At 61.8% G+C, this 17,228-nt stretch carries 19 protein-coding genes; 11 read left to right on the top strand and 8 right to left on the bottom strand.

Translation table 11 applies throughout. From position 1 onward, the window contains the following. Nucleotides 1-38: 38 nt before the first annotated feature. Nucleotides 39-263 carry a hypothetical protein gene (locus ABMA32_RS16460; RefSeq protein WP_349014903.1) on the top strand — a complete coding sequence of 75 codons (225 nt, stop codon included), beginning with the start codon at nt 39-41 and terminating at the stop codon, nt 261-263. On the opposite strand, the gene ABMA32_RS16455 is transcribed toward ABMA32_RS16460, so the two are convergent. Then, on the bottom strand, nt 260-1,054 hold the full coding sequence (locus ABMA32_RS16455; protein WP_349014902.1) for a transglycosylase SLT domain-containing protein: 795 nt from the start codon (nt 1,052-1,054) through the stop codon (nt 260-262). The genes ABMA32_RS16460 and ABMA32_RS16455 overlap by 4 nt on opposite strands. Before the next feature lie 223 nt (nt 1,055-1,277). Here ABMA32_RS16455 and ABMA32_RS16450 point away from each other — a divergent pair, with 223 nt between their 5' ends. Then, nucleotides 1,278-1,769 carry a methylated-DNA--[protein]-cysteine S-methyltransferase gene (locus tag ABMA32_RS16450; RefSeq protein WP_349015460.1) on the top strand — a complete coding sequence of 164 codons (492 nt, stop codon included), beginning with the start codon at nt 1,278-1,280 and terminating at the stop codon, nt 1,767-1,769. A gap of 3 nt (nt 1,770-1,772) precedes the next feature. On the opposite strand, the gene ABMA32_RS16445 is transcribed toward ABMA32_RS16450, so the two are convergent. Continuing rightward, a complete protein-coding gene (locus tag ABMA32_RS16445; RefSeq protein ID WP_349014901.1) occupies nt 1,773-2,096 on the bottom strand; it encodes a hypothetical protein in 324 nt (107 codons plus the stop codon). On the opposite strand from ABMA32_RS16445, the gene ABMA32_RS16440 reads away from it, so the two are divergent. Further along, nucleotides 2,015-3,118: an NAD(P)-dependent oxidoreductase gene (locus tag ABMA32_RS16440; RefSeq protein WP_349014900.1), complete on the top strand. Its 1,104-nt coding sequence runs from the start codon at nt 2,015-2,017 to the stop codon at nt 3,116-3,118. The two genes, ABMA32_RS16445 and ABMA32_RS16440, sit on opposite strands and share 82 nt — an antisense overlap. Before the next feature lie 186 nt (nt 3,119-3,304). After that, entirely contained in the window at nt 3,305-3,517 is a 213-nt protein-coding gene (locus ABMA32_RS16435; RefSeq protein WP_349014899.1) for a cold-shock protein, read from the top strand. Nucleotides 3,518-3,731: 214 nt separating this feature from the next. On the opposite strand, the gene ABMA32_RS16430 is transcribed toward ABMA32_RS16435, so the two are convergent. The 3 genes from ABMA32_RS16430 to ABMA32_RS16420 form a co-directional block, all read right to left on the bottom strand. Beyond that, on the bottom strand, nt 3,732-4,343 hold the full coding sequence (locus tag ABMA32_RS16430) for a glutathione S-transferase family protein (protein WP_349014898.1): 612 nt from the start codon (nt 4,341-4,343) through the stop codon (nt 3,732-3,734). 95 nt (nt 4,344-4,438) lie between these two features. After that, complete coding sequence (locus ABMA32_RS16425; RefSeq protein ID WP_349014897.1) at nt 4,439-5,260, bottom strand: EAL domain-containing protein; 822 nt, start codon at nt 5,258-5,260, stop codon at nt 4,439-4,441. Between the two features lie 2 nt (nt 5,261-5,262). Next, nucleotides 5,263-6,162 (bottom strand): EAL domain-containing protein, encoded by a 900-nt coding sequence (locus tag ABMA32_RS16420; RefSeq protein WP_349014896.1) that lies wholly within the window; start codon nt 6,160-6,162, stop codon nt 5,263-5,265. A 208-nt stretch (nt 6,163-6,370) separates the two neighbouring features. On the opposite strand from ABMA32_RS16420, the gene ABMA32_RS16415 reads away from it, so the two are divergent. After that, on the top strand, nt 6,371-7,573 hold the full coding sequence (locus ABMA32_RS16415) for a pyridoxal phosphate-dependent aminotransferase (RefSeq protein WP_349014895.1): 1,203 nt from the start codon (nt 6,371-6,373) through the stop codon (nt 7,571-7,573). A 21-nt stretch (nt 7,574-7,594) separates the two neighbouring features. Then, nucleotides 7,595-8,779, top strand: coding sequence for a glycosyltransferase (locus ABMA32_RS16410; RefSeq protein ID WP_349014894.1), 1,185 nt, complete (start codon nt 7,595-7,597; stop codon nt 8,777-8,779). Nucleotides 8,780-8,782: 3 nt separating this feature from the next. Here ABMA32_RS16410 and ABMA32_RS16405 read toward each other — a convergent pair whose 3' ends face one another. Continuing rightward, on the bottom strand, nt 8,783-9,181 hold the full coding sequence (locus ABMA32_RS16405) for a (R)-mandelonitrile lyase (protein WP_349014893.1): 399 nt from the start codon (nt 9,179-9,181) through the stop codon (nt 8,783-8,785). 232 nt (nt 9,182-9,413) lie between these two features. Here ABMA32_RS16405 and ABMA32_RS16400 point away from each other — a divergent pair, with 232 nt between their 5' ends. Beyond that, nucleotides 9,414-11,471 carry an elongation factor G gene (locus ABMA32_RS16400; protein ID WP_349014892.1) on the top strand — a complete coding sequence of 686 codons (2,058 nt, stop codon included), beginning with the start codon at nt 9,414-9,416 and terminating at the stop codon, nt 11,469-11,471. A 114-nt stretch (nt 11,472-11,585) separates the two neighbouring features. After that, nucleotides 11,586-12,551 carry a protein-methionine-sulfoxide reductase catalytic subunit MsrP gene (gene msrP / locus ABMA32_RS16395; protein WP_349014891.1) on the top strand — a complete coding sequence of 322 codons (966 nt, stop codon included), beginning with the start codon at nt 11,586-11,588 and terminating at the stop codon, nt 12,549-12,551. 290 nt (nt 12,552-12,841) lie between these two features. On the opposite strand, the gene ABMA32_RS16390 is transcribed toward msrP, so the two are convergent. Continuing rightward, a complete protein-coding gene (locus tag ABMA32_RS16390; RefSeq protein WP_349014890.1) occupies nt 12,842-13,738 on the bottom strand; it encodes a LysR family transcriptional regulator in 897 nt (298 codons plus the stop codon). Nucleotides 13,739-13,792: 54 nt separating this feature from the next. Then, complete coding sequence (trxB, locus tag ABMA32_RS16385) at nt 13,793-14,767, bottom strand: thioredoxin-disulfide reductase (protein WP_349014889.1); 975 nt, start codon at nt 14,765-14,767, stop codon at nt 13,793-13,795. A gap of 304 nt (nt 14,768-15,071) precedes the next feature. On the opposite strand from trxB, the gene ABMA32_RS16380 reads away from it, so the two are divergent. The 3 genes from ABMA32_RS16380 to ABMA32_RS16370 all read left to right on the top strand — a co-directional run bounded on the left by ABMA32_RS16380 (nt 15,072) and on the right by ABMA32_RS16370 (nt 17,228). Continuing rightward, entirely contained in the window at nt 15,072-15,881 is an 810-nt protein-coding gene (locus tag ABMA32_RS16380; RefSeq protein WP_349014888.1) for a glycosyltransferase family 2 protein, read from the top strand. A 79-nt stretch (nt 15,882-15,960) separates the two neighbouring features. After that, on the top strand, nt 15,961-16,446 hold the full coding sequence (locus ABMA32_RS16375) for an Lrp/AsnC family transcriptional regulator (RefSeq protein WP_349014887.1): 486 nt from the start codon (nt 15,961-15,963) through the stop codon (nt 16,444-16,446). Then, on the top strand, nt 16,443-17,228 hold the full coding sequence (locus tag ABMA32_RS16370) for a glycosyltransferase family 2 protein (protein WP_349014886.1): 786 nt from the start codon (nt 16,443-16,445) through the stop codon (nt 17,226-17,228). The genes ABMA32_RS16375 and ABMA32_RS16370 overlap by 4 nt, the downstream gene beginning before the upstream one ends.

Below are 17,228 nucleotides of genomic sequence, written 5' to 3'. Positions count from 1 at the left end.
TTTTCATTTCCAGCCCCTCTCACGTTCAGGAGGAACGCATGGCCAGTTCCACGGAAGCACGGCGCATCTTCGCGCCCGTCCCCTCGAAACAGGATTCCAAGGCGAACACGACCACCAGCGTCGCCCGCTCAATCCTTGATGCGGAAACCAAGCAGCGCGAAGCAAAGACGGCGCGCCTGCGTGAACTCAGGCTAAAGCAGGAGGCCGAGGCTCCGCCGGTCGAAGTCAAGCCAGCGAAGAAAACCGCGCGGAAAAAGAGCTAGGCGCTGGTGCCGCGCTTGCGCTTGCGATCGCGGCCGAGGCCGGTTTCCTCGAGCAGACCGAGGCGCTTGGCGTCGTAATAATAGCCGCGCGCATAGAACCGCACAGCCTGGTCATGGTTGCCGTCGGCAACCAGCCACGCGCCGCGCAGGTACTTCACCGCGTATTTCAGGTTGGTCTCGGCATCCAGCAGTCCATTCGCCGTCCCGGCATAGCCCATGCCCTTGGCCGTCGCCGGCAGGATCTGCATCAGTCCCCAATAAGGCCCGTTGCGAGCGGCGGGATTGAAATTGCTCTCGCGCTTGACGACTCGCCGCACAAGGCTTTCCGGCACCTCATAGTGCGCCGCGTATTTGGCAATCAGCCGGTCCACATCGCCGCGCGGCGTGCCTTCCGGCGCCCAGACGATGTCGCCCGCGGGCTCGTCCGGCGTGCTCGGCTCGGGCGCTTCGGGGAATACATCGCGGGCGGGATTATCATTGGGGAAACGATGAGCCGGAAACTCCGTGTCGGGCGCACCGCCCGGCATTTCAGCTTGCGGCAGTGATGCAAGCTGGACAGGCGCGCCGCTCGTCGATCCAGCATAGGAACTCGGCAGGACCGCCACGCTCTCGGGCAGCACGATCCCGTATTCGCTCTTGGCTGAGGTTTCGGATGTGAAAACCTTGGGGTCCGACAGCGGCGTTATGACGCCTTCGGGTTCCGGCGGCTGCAGTCGGGTCGTGGTACACCCGGCAAGCAATCCGGCGCAAAGCACCAGTCCGGTCACAAAGCCGCTTTTCGCTGTCGGCAACTGGGATCGCTCTTGTTCGTTTCGTGGCCCGCCCGTCTTGGGCTTACACCACGCCGCGATAGGGAGCAACCCGCAGGTGCCAGCATGTTTCGGGTGGTGAAGAGGCCTCATCTGTGAGACATTGTTCCTTGTTTGTTCGAGGGCGCCGGCCGTGAGAAATGCTTCAATAGGGTCCCTGGTGTTTGAGACTGAGCTTGGCTTCATCGGCATCGCGTGGAGCGCGATGGGCTTGACGCGCCTCTGCCTCTTCCAGAGCGAAAGGGGGCAGGTCGAGCGCCGCCTGCAGAAGCTGGATGTTGCCGTCGATGACCCGCGCGAGACGCCTGATTGGATCGCGTCGCTGGTTCGCGACATCAAAGCCTATGCACTCGGCGAAGACATAGACTTCACCTCCGTCCCGGTCGATCTCGCCGGCATCGACGATTTCCGCCTCGCGATCTACGACACCGCTCGCAAGCTGCGTTTTGGCGAAACGACCACTTACGGCGAACTGGCAACACGCGCCGGCCATCCGGGACTGCCCCGCGAGACGGGACAGGCGCTCGGTGCGAACCCCGTGCCTCTGGTCATTCCCTGCCATCGCATTCTTGCCGCCGGCGGCAAGATCGGCGGTTTTTCGGCGCCAGGCGGATCTGTCACGAAGGCGACGATGCTCGCCCTGGAACGCGTGACGGTCGGCCCTCTGCCCGCACCACAACAATCCTTCGCCTTCTGAATGTTACCGCCAGCCGGGCCGCCAGATGAAGTCGTCATAGGGATCGTAGTATTTGCACTCGCGGACAGGACAGGACTTGCGGTCCTTTGAAGGCACATAGCTGATCTCGGCCCGTGTGCTGGTTTCACAGAAGCGCCCGTCAGCGACAAAGCGACCATAGCGCTGCGCACCACTATTGCTGCGCCAGCGCAGGATTACAGCGCCTTCGGCGCGAACCGTCGCCTTGACACGGTCGCAACTCATGGATGTGGAATTGTAACGCGAGATCGCTTGAGCCTCGGTGGCAAGGAGCGCAAGGCCTGCTGCTGCCAGTATCAACGCCTTCATGGTCGCCTCCATCGGACCGCAACTGCATCGGCACAGAACTTAGGCTTTGCATTTGCCTTGTCCAGAGCGTGACGACGCAGTCGAAAGCACATACAGTCCCGCGCGTCTCCAAGGAGGAAAGCATGGCACTGGACAGAGTTGGTTTCGTTGGCGTCGGATTGATGGGTCATGGCATGGCCAAAAACATCGTCGAGAAAGGCCATCCGCTGGCCGTCATCGCGAACAGAAACCGCGAGCCCATCGAAGATCTGAAAAAGCGCGGGGCGAGCGAGGTAAGGACCCTGCACGAGCTTGCGGCGGCGTCTGACGTCATCGTCCTCTGCGTGACAGGCAGCCCGCAGGTAGAGGCTATCCTCACGGGACCCGAGGGACTTTCATCGGCGGGCAAAGAACTGATCGTCTGTGACTGCTCAACTTCGGATCCCTCATCCACCGTTAAGCTCGCCGCTGCGCTTGCGCCGCTTGGCGTCACCCTGGTCGATACGCCATTGTCGCGCACGCCCAAGGATGCGGAAGCCGGGACGCTTGACGTCATGGCCGCCGGAGACGACGCGGTGTTCGAGCGCGTGCGTCCCGTGCTGGAGAAATTCGCGGGCCGCATCGTGCGCACAGGCCCCGTCGGCAGCGGCCACACGATGAAACTGCTCAATAATTTCGTGTCACTTGGCTATGCCGCGCTCTATTCCGAGGCCTTGACGCTAGGCGCCAAGGCCGGGCTCACGCCGCAGGTCTTCGACAGCGTCATCCGCAATGGTCGTATGGACTGCCCCTTCTATCAGACGTTTTTCACATATGTCCTGGAACGCGATCGCAACGCCCACCGCTTCACGATTGCCAATGCCTTGAAGGATTTGACCTACATGTCGGCCTTCGCCAACGCCTCGCAGACCGCCAATCCGCTTGGCGCAGCTGTGCGCAATTCCTTTGCGCTGGCGGCGGGCGCCGGCAGGGCCGATGACTTCGTGCCAATGCTGTCGGACGTTGTCGCAGACATGAACGGAGTAAGCCTCACGCAAAAATGACAATGCATTACAAGGTCTTGCGTTTTCATACAGACTTGCATATATGCGGTGTGTTGAAATTTTCGGGCCGATCGATCCAGCGGCCACGCGGACCGCGTTTGCTGACGTCTATCTCCAAAAATTCGATACTGAACAGCGGGGCGTTGCCCCGCAGAGCTTACAACGTCGCAAACACGAGGAATATCCATGGCATCTGGAACCGTTAAGTGGTTCAACGCCACCAAAGGTTACGGGTTCATCCAGCCGGACGCAGGCGGACCGGACGTTTTCGTCCACATCTCCGCTGTCGAGCGCGCTGGAATGCAGAGCCTGACCGAAGGTCAGAAAATCAATTTCGAGATCGAGCAGGATCGCCGCACCGGCAAGTCCGCCGCTGGATCTCTGTCCAAGGCAGGCTGACCTGACCGCGCGCTCCCGCTTCTGCGGAGAGCGCGGCAAGTCACGGATGTACTGACGGCCGTGCCAGTGGCGCGCGAGGCCGCAAACGGTCTGGAATACTGAACAGCAGATTGCTGCAGATTCGGACACGGATGCTTCCGGTCGGTCACCTTGGAAATCGGAAGGCGGGGTTTTGCCCCGCCTTTTGTTTTTTCAGCTCAATCTTTCGGTGTCGCTACGGAAGCCAGTCCATGGGCACATGGCCAGGGTCGCTTTCCACACGCCCGAGCCAATCCGTAACGGCCGGATAAGCGGACAGGTCGAACCCGCCCTCGGCCGCGACATGCGTATAGGCATAGAGCGCGACGTCGGCGACACTCAACGTCTCTCCTGCGAAGAACGACGCTTCCGACAGGCGCATCTCCATGACGAGCAGCGCCTTGTTGCCGCGTTCCATCGTCGCTTCGAGCCTCTCCGGAGTCGCGTCGGCCTTGCGGTTCGGAAAGGTCAGGAGTGCGCGGCGCACGGCTATGTAGGGCTCGTGGCTGTACTGCTCGAAGAACAGCCATTGGTAGGCCAGCGCCCTCTCATAGCTATCTTGCGGAATGAAACGCGTCCCCTCCCCCAGATGGAGCAGCATGGCGTTGGATTCGGCAAGCAGCCTGCCGTCCTCGAACTCCATCAGCGGCACCATCGCGTTCGGGTTTTTCGCGGCGAACTCTTTCGACCGCGTGCCCCGGTCGTCGGAATTCACCTCGACATGCCTGAATGGCCGACCGAGTTTCGCCATGAGCAGCCTCGGCTTGTAGCAATTGCCGCTGTTGGTCATGCCGTAGATCGTGATCATCTCGCGGAATCCTCTTCGTGGGGCCGGAGTGTTACCGAGACCTCCCGGGCTTTCCAGTGACTTTTCGTCACCGAACGATCAGCGAATGCGATGGGTCAGCCGTAAAGCGGCACGATCTTTTCGGAACCGCCGAGCTTGTCTCGCAGCGACAGCGTTTCGACCGGTTCAAAACCGACGAGCGCCGGCCGCGCCAGATGCGAGCCTTTGAACAGATCGGCCCCGGCTCTGATCGCCACGCCAAGTTGTTGTTCGGTCTCGATGCCGCCGACAAGGACCTTGGCCTTGCGTTCGTGCAGGCGCGCGACGACCGTATCGAAAAGCCGCACGGTCACCGGGTCGCGGCAGATTTTTCGGAACCAGTCACCGTCGATGACGACGACATCCGGCGCGAGGAAATCCATCTGGCCGTCCGTCCAACGACCGGCCCCAAAGTCCCCGATGGCCACCCGCATGCCCTGGTTGCGTATCTCACTGGCGAGACCCGAAAGCCGGGATGTCGCGACGGCCGTTTCGTCCACCGCACACACGACCCTGGCCGGCTCGATCAGAGCTTCAGATGCCTGCTCCGCCACAAAACTCCCATCGCCTTCGTTCAGGCCGACGACCAGCATCTGCGCGTCAAGGCCGGTGTTCCCATGATTTCGGACCATGATGGCCAGGCTCATCAGCGCAATGAAACCGGCGTCTTCCTCGGCAACCGCCTCGCGGAACACGTTGGCCGGCACTTCTTCCCCGCCAAGATAGGGTGCGACGGACCCCGCGATCGCGACGGCCTTCAGAGTTTGCCGACGGCGCTCGAAAATCTGCTCGTACAGGCACCTCAGCCGGTAGATGCCGTAACCACCGCTTTCGATGCCGATCTCGTCCACGGCGATCGCTCCATCGAGCCGGGCCCGGAGCGTCATATCCGCATTCATGGTCAGGACGTCCTGCGGCCGAAGGACTTGGTGTGGCGCAGTTCGGCCGCCGTTTGGGATCGTGGTGCAAGTACGAGGGACGGCGTATTGCGGAGGCTCGACTTGGCTGCATTTTCCGTCGCCTGGGCGACAAAGCCTGTCGGGACGATTTCGGGCCGCGCGAGCGCAAACCCTTGTACCATCTGAACACCTATCTTTTCGGCCAGTTCGATCTGCCAACTCTCCTCGATACCTTCGAAGAGCGTACGGATACCCTGTTCCGCGAAGGTCGAGACCATGGTCGACAAGAGCGCGATCCCGGGAGCCGACGCCATCAGCCGGGATACCCAACCGCCATCGAATTTCACGATGTCGGGACGCAGGCCCCGTACACGTGCGATGTCGGACTCTTCAGTGCCGTAGTCATCTATAGCGATGCTGAAGCCGGTCGCCCTCAACGACTCGACCAGAGCAAACAGGATCTCCTCGGAAACCGTTTCGCGTTCCGTAAGCTCGCATACGACACGGTGAGGCGCGATGGAGGTCTTGGCGAGCGTGGTCCGCAACTCGCGTATGGCGGCCACGGCAATTGCGTGATCGATGAAAATCGAAGGATCGAAATTGACGAAAATCTCCACATCGCCCGGCAGATGGGCAGCGGCGTTCAGCAGGTGCGTCGTGTGGGACAGGTTTTCGACGAGAATCCGCTCTGCCGTGGGAAGCGCGCTCAGAAACGCGACGGGCGGAGTAGGCTTGCCGTTCCGGAAGGGTCGCAGCAACGCCTCGAATGCAACGATGGAAAGCTTGCCCTTTTCAAAGGCGAAAATCGGCTGAAAAGCACTTCTCAAGGTAAATGGCGCCCAGCTTGCCGCCCAGGCACCATCGTCTTGGCGCAGGATATGCGAACCTATGCTGGCGGACACTTTACGAATTACTCCACACGGGGCTTCGATCTACTTATGGACACGGAAGGTTTTACCGGTCGTTAACACATGACCCGCAGATCGACGGTCCCGGCGCATTTTCCGCACCTCGGCGGCGAAACCCTTGCGATTCCGCCTCGGATAAGACAAAGAATGCGCCGCGGTCGACAGGCCGCATAAGCACCCTCGAATGGAGAATTCTTCCGTCATGGCCTTTCTTGCCGATGCCCTTTCGCGCGTTAAGCCTTCCGCGACCATCGCGGTCACGCAGAAAGCGCGCGAGCTGAAAAACGCTGGCCGCGACGTGATCGGCCTCGGCGCTGGCGAACCGGATTTCGATACGCCGGACAACATCAAGAACGCCGCCATCGACGCGATCCGTCGCGGCGAGACGAAGTACCCACCTGTTTCGGGAATCGCGCCGCTGCGCGAGGCGATCGCGAAGAAGTTCAAGCGCGAGAACAATCTCGACTACAAGCCGGAGCAGACGATCGTCGGCACCGGCGGAAAGCAGATTCTTTTCAACGCCTTCATGGCGACGCTTAACCCCGGGGACGAGGTGATCATTCCCACGCCCTACTGGGTCAGCTACCCGGAAATGGTGGCGATCTGCGGCGGTACTTCGGTCTTCGCGCAGACGACCATCGACAACGGCTTCAAGCTCACGGCAGCTGCACTTGAAAAGGCGATCACGCCGAAGACCAAGTGGCTGCTGATGAACTCGCCTTCAAACCCGTCGGGCGCAGCCTACACCGAGGCCGAGCTACGCGCGCTCGCCGACGTGCTCCTCAAGCATCCGCATGTGTGGGTGCTGACGGACGACATGTACGAACACCTGACATACGGCGATTTCGTCTTCAAGACGATCGCCGAGGTGGAGCCAAACCTCTACGGGCGGACGCTGACCATGAACGGCGTGTCGAAAGCCTATGCCATGACCGGCTGGCGCATCGGCTACGCCGCCGGCGACGTAAAGCTCATCAAGGCCATGGACATGATTCAGGGCCAGCAGACGTCTGGCGCCTGCACGATCTCGCAGTGGGCTTCCGTCGAGGCGCTGAACGGGCCACAGGACTTCATCCAGAAGAACAAGGCGATCTTCCAGGCGCGTCGCGACCTCGTCGTGTCGATGCTCAACCAGGCGCGCGGCATCACCTGCCCGTCGCCGGAAGGCGCTTTCTACGTCTACCCGTCCTGCGCCGCGCTGATCGGCAAGAAGACGGCCGCCGGCAAGGTGATCGACAGCGACGAAACCTTCGCTTCGGAACTTCTGGACGCAGAAGGCGTGGCCGTGGTGTTCGGTACGGCCTTCGGCCTCGGCCCCAACTTCCGCATCTCCTACGCGACTTCGGAGACGCTTCTGGAAGAGGCGTGCACGCGCATCCAGCGCTTCACCGGCTCGCTGAGCTAAGGCGATCGAGGGCGCCTGACAATGCTTGGCGCCCTTCTGGCCTGGGAACATGGCGAGGGCATGGGCCATGTCACGACGTTGAAAGCGGTCGCCGAGGCTCTCAGCGACCGCTTCACTTTCGACACGGCCCTTTGCGACCTGACACATGGCAACGTGCTGGCCGGACTGTGCACCCCGGTGCAAGGTCCGTGGCTGCCGATGTCGGAAGATTATCGCATTTCGCAGGGAAATCCGCGCCGGGCGACCTGGGGTGAATTCCTGGGGGATGTCGGCTTTCGACAGCCGGAGATCCTGCGCGAGAGCATAACGTGGTGGCAGGGCGTCATGCGCGAGTGCGAGATATCGCTGGTCATCGGCGATTGCGCACCCTGCGCGCTGATGGCAGCGCGAGGCCTCGAAATCCCTTCCATCGCCATTAGCACGGGCTACCTGACGCCGCCGCCGAACATGGACCGTTTCCCGGTTCTCCTGCCACAGTATTCCACCTGCATCTATGACGAGGCCGAGACGGTTCAGATCGTCAATTCGGCTGTCGCGGAGTTCGGGCTGCCTCCACTGAAGGGACTGCCCGAAATCTACGCGTCCTCGGATCAGATCGTCTTTTCGCTGGACATCCTTGACCCATACTCGGCTTTTCGAGACAGGCCCCCGCTACCGCCAATGCTCGGCGGAGATACCGAGCCGGCCGCCGAGGGCGACGAAATTTTCGTCTATTTCTCGAACGACGACATGAAGAATCCCGAGTTGGTCGAGGCCATATGCACTCTCGGTCCGGCTGTCAGGCTGTTCGTTCCGCAGATAGACCTGGCCCTGGCGGCCGAGCTCATATGGCGCGGAGTGCATGTCGAAGCAGATCCGGTGGCTCCCGCCCTCATTGCCAGGAGAAGCCGTATTCTGGTCAACGCCGCTCAATACGGTATGACCTGCCTCGGGTTTGCAGCCGGCTTGCCCCAGGTTGCCGTTCCTCGCGATCTTGAGAAACAATACAATGCTTCGGTCGCCGCCAGCCGGGGCGTTATGTGTCCCATCGACAGGCAAGACATTACCGTCGAAGGCTTCCGTTCGATTGTTCTCGACGCCTATGAGGACGCCGCGATGACCCGCCGGGCACGCGATCTGGCTGAGGACCTGCGCCCGCAATTCGAGGTGAACCAGCGCAAGATGATCCGGCGCAGGGTCGCGGCCGTCATGGACTACCGCGTATAGGCGTCAGCCACTCGAATACTGCTCGTCGGTCACCTTCTCCAACCATTCGACATGCACGCCGTCGAGCGCTTCGTGGATTGCCAAATGCGTCATCGCGGTCTTTGCCCCCGCGCCGTGCCAGTGCTTCTCGCCCGGCGGAAAGAAGACCACGTCGCCTGCCTTTATCTCACGGATCGGGCCGCCCCAGGTCTGCGCGAGGCCTGCGCCCGAAACGACCTGCAACGTCTGGCCGAGCGGATGCGTGTGCCATGCGGTCCGTGCGCCCGGCTCGAAGCTCACCAGCGACGCGCGCACCCGCGCCGGCGCGTCCGCCTCGATGACCGGCTGCTGCAAAACCCGGCCCGTGAAATAGGCTTCAGGCGGAACAACGGTCGCGACGCTGCCGCAGGGGATGATTTTCATGGATGCGCTCCTCGGGGGCTTTTGCTGCCAGCATAGCCGCTTTTCAGCGTGCCGGCACCCATCACTACCGGATGACAGCGCTTGCCCTCGACGCAAAGCCGTGGAACGATAGCCCAGGCAGGAGGCACAAGACCCCGCCCGCGACGGTCGCAGACCGGCCGCCGCTCCCTGGAAACGCCCTGCGACGGCCGAAGGCCGGCCGCCGCTCAACGCCAGAGTGGAGGCCAGCATCATGGGAAATCGCGCCGGAGGAAGACGCACGGGACCGAAGTGCATCGCCATTGTCGGTCCCTTTGCCAGCGGAAAAACCACCCTTCTTGAAGCCATCCTCGCCCGAACGGGCATCATTCCCCGCCAAAACCCGGTTTCGTCCGGCAACACCGTTTCCGATCATTCGCCCGAGGCCAAGGCCCATGCCATGAGCGTGGAGGCGTCGGTTGCCACGATCGACTTCATGGGCGACAGCCTGACCTTCGTCGATTGTCCCGGCTCCGTCGAATTTGCCTTCGAGTCAGATGCGGTGCTGGCGGCGTCCGATCTCGCCGTCGTCGTCGCAGAGGCCGACGAAAAGAAGATCCCGGCCCTGCAACTCATCCTGCGCAAGCTGGACGATCTCGGCGTGCCACGCATCCTGTTCCTCAACAAGATCGACAAGACCGCCGCCGGCGTGCGCGATGCGCTGAAGCTTTTGCAGCCGGCGAGCTATGCGCCCCTCCTGCTGCGCCAGATCCCCCTGCGCCGGGATGGCGTCGTCATCGGATCGATCGACCTGGCTCTCGAACGCGCCTATGTCTGGCGCGACTTCGCGGAGAGCGAAGTGGCCGAGATTCCGACCGACGAAAAGGCGCGCGAGATCGAGGCGCGCTTCTCGATGCTGGAGACGCTGGCCGACCACGACGACCTCCTGATGGAACAGCTTCTGGAGGAAAAGGAGCCGCCGCACGACGAGATCTTCGACGACCTCTCCGCCGACCTGCGCGATGGCCTCGTCACGCCGGTGCTGATCGGCACGGCCGAAAAGGGCAACGGCGTGCTGAGGCTCCTTAAGGCGATCCGCCACGACGCGCCGGATGTTGCCGCGACCGCCCGGCGCCTTGGCGTCAAGGAGGGTGATGCAGCCATCGTTCAGGTGATGAAGACCATCCACACGCCCCATGGCGGCAAGCTCTCGGTGTCGCGCATCCTGTCCGGGAGCGTTAATGACGGCTCGGAACTCTGGATGTCGTCCAGCGAAAGCGCCCGGATTTCGGGCATTTACAGGCTCCTCGGCAAGGACCAGACCAAGCTTGGCTCGGCGAAGACCGGCGAGACGGTCGCACTCGGCAAGCTGGACGGCGTCAAGACCGGTCAGACGCTGACCAGCGCCAAGGGTGGCACGGAACAACTAGCCCACCTCGATCCGCCGCAGCCGGTTTATGCCTTCTCGCTGAGACCCAAGGAACGCAAGGACGATGTCAGGATGTCGGCGGCGATCCAGCGGCTCGCCGAGGAAGACCCTTCGCTCACGCTTCGGCAGAACCAGGATTCCGGCGAAACGGTGCTATCCGGGCATGGCGAGATGCACCTTCGAGTCACCGTAGAGCGGCTGGAAGGCAAGAACCAGATTCCCATCGACGTGCGCCCGCCGGTCGTCCCCTACCGCGAGACGATCCGCAAAGGCGTCGTCCAGCGCGGCCGGCACAAGAAGCAGTCTGGTGGCCACGGGCAGTTCGGCGATGTCGTGCTCGAGATCAAGCCGCTGCCGCGCGGCTCTGGCTTCCAGTTCACCGACACGATAACCGGCGGCGTCGTGCCCAAGCAGTACATCCAGTCGGTTGAGGCCGGCGTGCGCGACTTCCTGAAGTCGGGGCCGATGGGCTTTCCGATCGTGGACATAGCGGTGAACCTGTCGGACGGCTCCTATCACGCCGTCGATTCCTCCGACATGGCGTTCCAGATGGCCGCGCGCATCGGCATGAAGGAAGGTATGGCGCAGTGTTCGCCCGTGCTTCTGGAGCCGATCATGAAGGTCGAGATCGCGACCCCCTCAGAGGCGACCGCGCGCATCACCGCGCTGGTGCCGCAGCGGCGCGGGCAAATCCTCGGCTTCGATGCCCGGCCGGGCTGGCCGGGATGGGATGTCGTCGAGGCGACCATGCCGCAATCGGAGATCGGCGACCTGATCATCGAGCTGCGCTCGGCGACATCAGGCGTCGCCACCTACAAGGCGACGTTCGACCACATGGCGGAACTCACCGGCCGGCTGGCGGATCAGGCCATGAGCCAGCAGGCGGGAGGCAAGGCGGCCTGAACCAAATCCGCTTCGCAGACGTAACAAGTCTGGTCGGCACGCGAATTTGATGAAGGGCGGCCATTGATCCCGCCCTTCATCAGGCCGATCTTCTGCGGAAAAGGAGCAATTCCAATGGTCTCCATACATCGCCGTCATTCCTGGGAAATCGCCGAGCGTTTTGCCACGCCCGAGGCCTTATACCTTAATCGCCGCTCGATCCTGAAAAGCATGGGACTTGGCGTGGCGACAGCGTTGTCGCTGGGCACAGGCGTCGCCGGTGCAGCGGAGGCCGATCCGACCGCCGACCTCTATCCGGCGAAAAAGAACGACGCTTACAAGCTCGACCGGCCGATTACGCCGGAGGAGATCAACGCCCACTACAACAATTTCTATGAATTCGGGACCAGCAAGGATATTGCCGCCAACGCGCAGAACCTTGTCATCCGGCCCTGGGAAGTTGCGATAGACGGGTTTGTGGAAGCGCCGTTCACCATCGATTTCGACGACTTGGTGCGCAAGATTCCGCTGGAGACACGCCTCTATCGTCACCGCTGCGTCGAAGCATGGTCGATGACCGTGCCATGGGCCGGGTTTCCATTGAAATCGCTGGTTGCGATGGCAAAGCCTCAGGCGTCGGCGAAATATGTCCGGTTTGAAACCTTCCTCGACCCCGACATGGCGAGCGGCCAGGGCAACTTCCTCTATCCTTGGCCCTATATCGAGGGCGTAACGATCGAGGAGGCCGCAAACGACCTCGCCTTCATCGTTACTGGCGCCTATGACAAGCCTGTTGCGAAGCAGCACGGCGCGCCGCTGAGGCTACATCTGCCTTGGAAGTACGGCTTCAAGTCGATCAAATCGATCCGCAAGATATCCTTCGTCGAGGAGCGCCCCGTAGGACTGTGGGAGGCGCTGCAGCCTTCCGAATATGGCTTCTGGGCAAATGTGAACCCAGACGTTCCCCACCCGCGCTGGAGCCAGGCGATGGAACGGGAACTGGGCACCGGAGAGATGGTGCCAACCTTGCTGTTCAACGGCTATGGGGCGGAAGTTGCCCAACTCTACACCGGCATGAACCCGGCGACGCTCTATATGTGAGCGATCTTTAATATGCCTATTTGTTAGTCTATTCTCCAAGTTGATTACAGCTAAGGCAGACCGGCTGACTGCGGGCACAAAAAAAGCCGGATCAAATTGACCCGGCTGAGTTTGGTTGGAGTGCCAGTAAAGGCAAAACCTCCAGAGGGGAACACTCACGAACGCTAATGGGAGGAGAACGCGCCCGTGAGATGATTGATATATGTGCTTTTCATGCCCAAGAAACAAGCAACGGTTGTGCAAAGCTCCCATGCAAAAAGCAGAGGTCTGTGGTCCACAATCTGGATCAATTAGTAGGACCAGCTGCGCGCCTTGGCGATGACGAAGTCCCGGAATGCATGCAGCTTGGCCTGATCCTTCATCGCTTCAGGGTAAGCGAAATAGGTGTCGAACGATGGCACTTCGGTTTCGGGCAGAATCTGCACCAGTCCCGAATCCTTCTCGATCAGATAGTCCGGCAGCATTGCTATGCCGACGCCTGTCTTCACGGCCCGGCGGATCGACAGGAGGTCGTTGATCTGTAGAGTCGGGACACGCTGCCCACCTTCGAAGTCGCCGACCGTTTCCAGCCAGTTGAGTTCGCTCAGGTGCACCGGGACAGGCAGGCCGAAGGTGACGATCTTGTGGTTCTTGAGATCATTTATGGATTCAGGCTTGCCGTGCTTTACCAGATAGGACGGCGAGGCATAGAGGTGGAAATGCACCGTGAAAAGCCGGCGCTGGATGAGGTCCGGCTGCTGCGGCTGGCGCAACCGCAAGGCGCAGTCCGCCTGCCGCATGGTTAGGTCCAGTTCCTCGTTGGCGAGGATAAGCTGCAGGCTGATTTCAGGGTAAAGCTCGGTAAACTCGTGCAAGCGCTGCGTCAGCCAGCCCGCCCCAAGGCCCACCGTCGTCGTGACCCGGAGTACGCCCGAAGGGCGGTCCTTCGTCTCCATGAGGCGGCTTTTCACAGCCTCCAGCTTCATCAGGACATCATGGGCCGTGCGGAACAGAATCTCGCCCTGCTCGGTCAGCACCAGTCCGCGCGCATGCCGGTGGAAGAGCGGTACACCGACATCGTGCTCAAGCGCGCTGACCTGCCGCGAAATCGCTGATTGGGACAGGCGCAACGTCTCGGCGGCATGGGTGAATGACCCCGCCTCCGCCGCGGCGTGAAACACGCGTAGCTTGTCCCAGTCCAGACTCATGACTTCCCCTCGCCAGCCGGCTTATCGCGCCGGTCTGGCATGCTTGTTTGGCCTTTATTCGGCGGCCTCGCGATGCGCTTCCAGGCCAGCAAGATACTTTTCCGCCTCCAGCGCGGCCATGCAGCCAAGGCCCGCCGCCGTCACTGCCTGCCGGTAGACATCGTCCGCCACGTCGCCTGCCGCAAACACACCGGGCACGTCAGTACGGGTCGAACCCGGCTCTGTCCACAGGTATCCGTTGGGCTTCTGCTTCAACTTTCCGACAAAAAGCTCGACCGCCGGCGCATGGCCGATCGCAACGAAAACACCGTCGATCGGCAGTTGCGTGGTCGCGCCCGTGCGCACGTTGCGCAGCACCAGACCGCTGGCGGAAGGCGGCAGCGGCGCCTTGCCAGGCGTTCCCGTGATCTCGTCGACCGCGGTGTCCCAGATGACCTTGACGTTATCCTTCTGGAACAGGCGCTCACGCAGGATGCGCTCGGCGCGGAACTCGTCGCGACGATGGATGACGGTCACGCTTTTCGCGATGTTGGACAGATACAACGCCTCCTCGACCGCCGAATTGCCGCCGCCGATCACAGCCACGTCCTTGTTGCGGTAGAAGAAACCGTCGCAGGTGGCGCAGGCGGAGACGCCGAAGCCCTGATAGATGCGTTCGCTCGGGATGCCCAGCCACTTGGCCTGCGCGCCGGTGGCGATGATAAGCGCATCGGCGGTGTATTCCGTGCCCGAATCCCCCTTGGCGCGGAACGGCCGCACGTCGAGGTTCACCTCAGTGATGAGGTCGTGGATCATCTCGGTGCCGACATGCTCGGCCTGCTGGCGCATCTGCTCCATCAGCCATGGGCCCTGGATGGGCTCAGCGAAGCCGGGATAGTTCTCGACGTCCGTCGTGATCATCAGTTGTCCGCCCTGTTGCAGGCCGGAGACGAGCAACGGTTTTAGCATGGCGCGCGCGGCATAAATGGCGGCCGTATAGCCGGCCGGGCCGGAGCCGATGATGAGAACTGGCGCGTGCTTGACGGTCATGGAACGGTTTCCAATGCATGGAGTCGGTTTCCGCGCTGTGTCGCGGAAGTGGCTGGAATGTAGGTGGTGCAGCCCGGTGCAGCAAGCGCCGATCCCCTCCATCCCCGGAAACGTAGGGGTCCGCCCTTCCCCGGCCGTTCGGCGTTCTCCTTTGATCAGGAAGGCGATTGCGGGGAACGACGTCGGTCGTTAGAGCAACTGCAAAGCACACCCTTGCACAATCGAAAGTCGAACGATGGCAGCGAGAATGCGCTGACGCAAGGCAAGTTATCAGGCTCGGACCGCATTTGGCAAAGGTGCGTGATTGTTCTCCATCGTTCTCGTCACCTACAACAGCGCCGAAGTCATCGGAGACGCGACACGCTCCATCCCGCCGGGCCATCAGGTCATCGTGGTTGACAATGCCAGCCGCGACGACTCGGTCGAAATTGCCCGCGCGCTTGGCGCAGAGGTACTCGCGCTGGCCGAAAATCTCGGCTTCGGAACGGCCTGTAATCGAGGAGCGGCGCTAGCCAAGCACGACAAGCTCCTGTTCCTCAATCCGGACGCGAGGCTTCGGCCCGACACGCTCGACCGCCTTGCAGACGCATTCGAACGCTATGCGGATGCTGCAGCGTTCAACCCGCGCCTTGTCGATGCGGCCGGCAAACAGTTTTTCAACAAGCGCAACCGGTTCGTCTCGAGGGACCATTGGCTTGACGAACCGCCTCGGCAAGACGCCGAAATCCCGATGGGGATTGGCGCGGCGCTCGCAATACGAACCGATGTCTTCCGAAAGCTCGGCGGCTTTGATGAAAATATCTTCCTCTATTTCGAGGATGTCGATCTCAGCGCCCGGATCATCAACGCGGGCTATACGATCCGCCACATCCACGACGCGGTCGCGACGCATATGGAAGGCCAGTCGAGCGGGACGGACCAGAACACCAGCGCCTTCAAGGAATACCACTACGCGAAAGCGCAGTTCTACACGAACCGGAAGCATGGCCTGGCCCGCAGCCGCTGGCTCAAGCTGCTGCATGGGGCCTTTCGATACGCATCGGCTCTTGCGGGCGGGGACGCAACAAAGCTCGCGCTGGCCAAGGCAAGGCTCAAAGGTTGGTGGGACGCCTAGAAATGCGGCCGGACTCGACGCAGACAGGTCGCGGTTTTTTGGTTACAACCGCGACAGATTCTTGCGCAGAAAGCTGCCAATGCCCATCAAGGCCGATCTAGACGCCATAGACTGGAAGATCCTACGAGAGTTGCAGCGGGAGGGCCGCATCACTAACGTCGAGCTGTCCAGCCGAGTCGGCATCTCGGCACCGCCCTGCCTGCGGCGCATGAAACGGCTGGAAGAAACCGGCATCATCCGCGGCTACCGCGCCATGCTGAATGCTCCCGCGCTAGGCTTCGACGTGGTGGCCTTCTGCCTCATCGGCCTGCGGCACCAGTCGGAAGCCGAGCTCAAGACATTTGCGGACAAGACGCGGAACTGGCCGATCGTGCGCTCGGCATGGATGGTGTCCGGGGACTCCGACTTCATGCTGCATTGCGTGGCGAGCGACCTGGCGACCTTCCAGAATTTCGTCATCGAGGAACTGACCTCTTCGCCCAACGTCGACACGGTACGCACTGCGCTGACGATCCGTCAGGTAAAGGACGAGGGGCTGGTGGCGATCGGCGAGTCTGCCGGATGACCGCCCGCTTCGGCAGCCCGATCACGGCCGCGATCATCTGCAAGAACGAGGAGGACCTGATCGGCGCATGCCTGGAGGGCGTGGACTTCTGCTCGGAGATCGTCATCGTTGACTCCGGCTCGACGGACGGCACGCTGGAGATCATCGAGCGATATTGGGCCGAAGGCTTCCCGATCCGCTTACTGCACCAGGACTGGCTTGGCTATGGGCCGCAGAAGCAGCTTGCGCTCGATCAGGCGACACGACCGTGGCTACTCGTCGTCGATGCGGACGAGCAGGTCGACGACGAGCTGAAGCAGGCCATTGCCGCCACCGTCGCGGCCGACGATCCGCATGTCAGCGCGTGGTACATTCGCCGCCGCGACTGGCTGGCGGGGTACGGCTTCGCCCATCGCTGGGTTGCACACAACCGCATGCTGCGCCTGATGCGCGCCGGCAAGGCTCGCGTCGATGAGGACAGAACCGTGCACGAATCCTTTCTGGTCGACGGCGCGACGGCGACGATCCGGCGCGGCCTGGTGCTCCACAGGCGCGAGATGAGCATCGAGGACGACCTCGCGCGCGCCGATCGATATTCAACCGAGAAATCCGCGCACCGACAGGCGTCCGGCGTGCGCCTGGTCCTTTCGCCGCCCTATACCTTCGTCAAGTTCTATCTGCTGAAACGGTATTTTCTCTGCGGCCGGCCAGGTTTCATCTACGCCATGATGATGATGGTCTATACGTTCCTGACCGAGGCCAAGGCGTACCGCGCTTCACTCGGAGCCGACCGTAGCGTTTAG

The sequence above is a fragment of the Mesorhizobium quangtriensis genome, assembly GCF_040081925.1.
Lineage (GTDB): Bacteria > Pseudomonadota > Alphaproteobacteria > Rhizobiales > Rhizobiaceae > Mesorhizobium_K > Mesorhizobium_K quangtriensis.
Note: the sequence above shows the minus strand (reverse complement) of the source record. Positions and strands in the feature narration are given on the sequence as shown.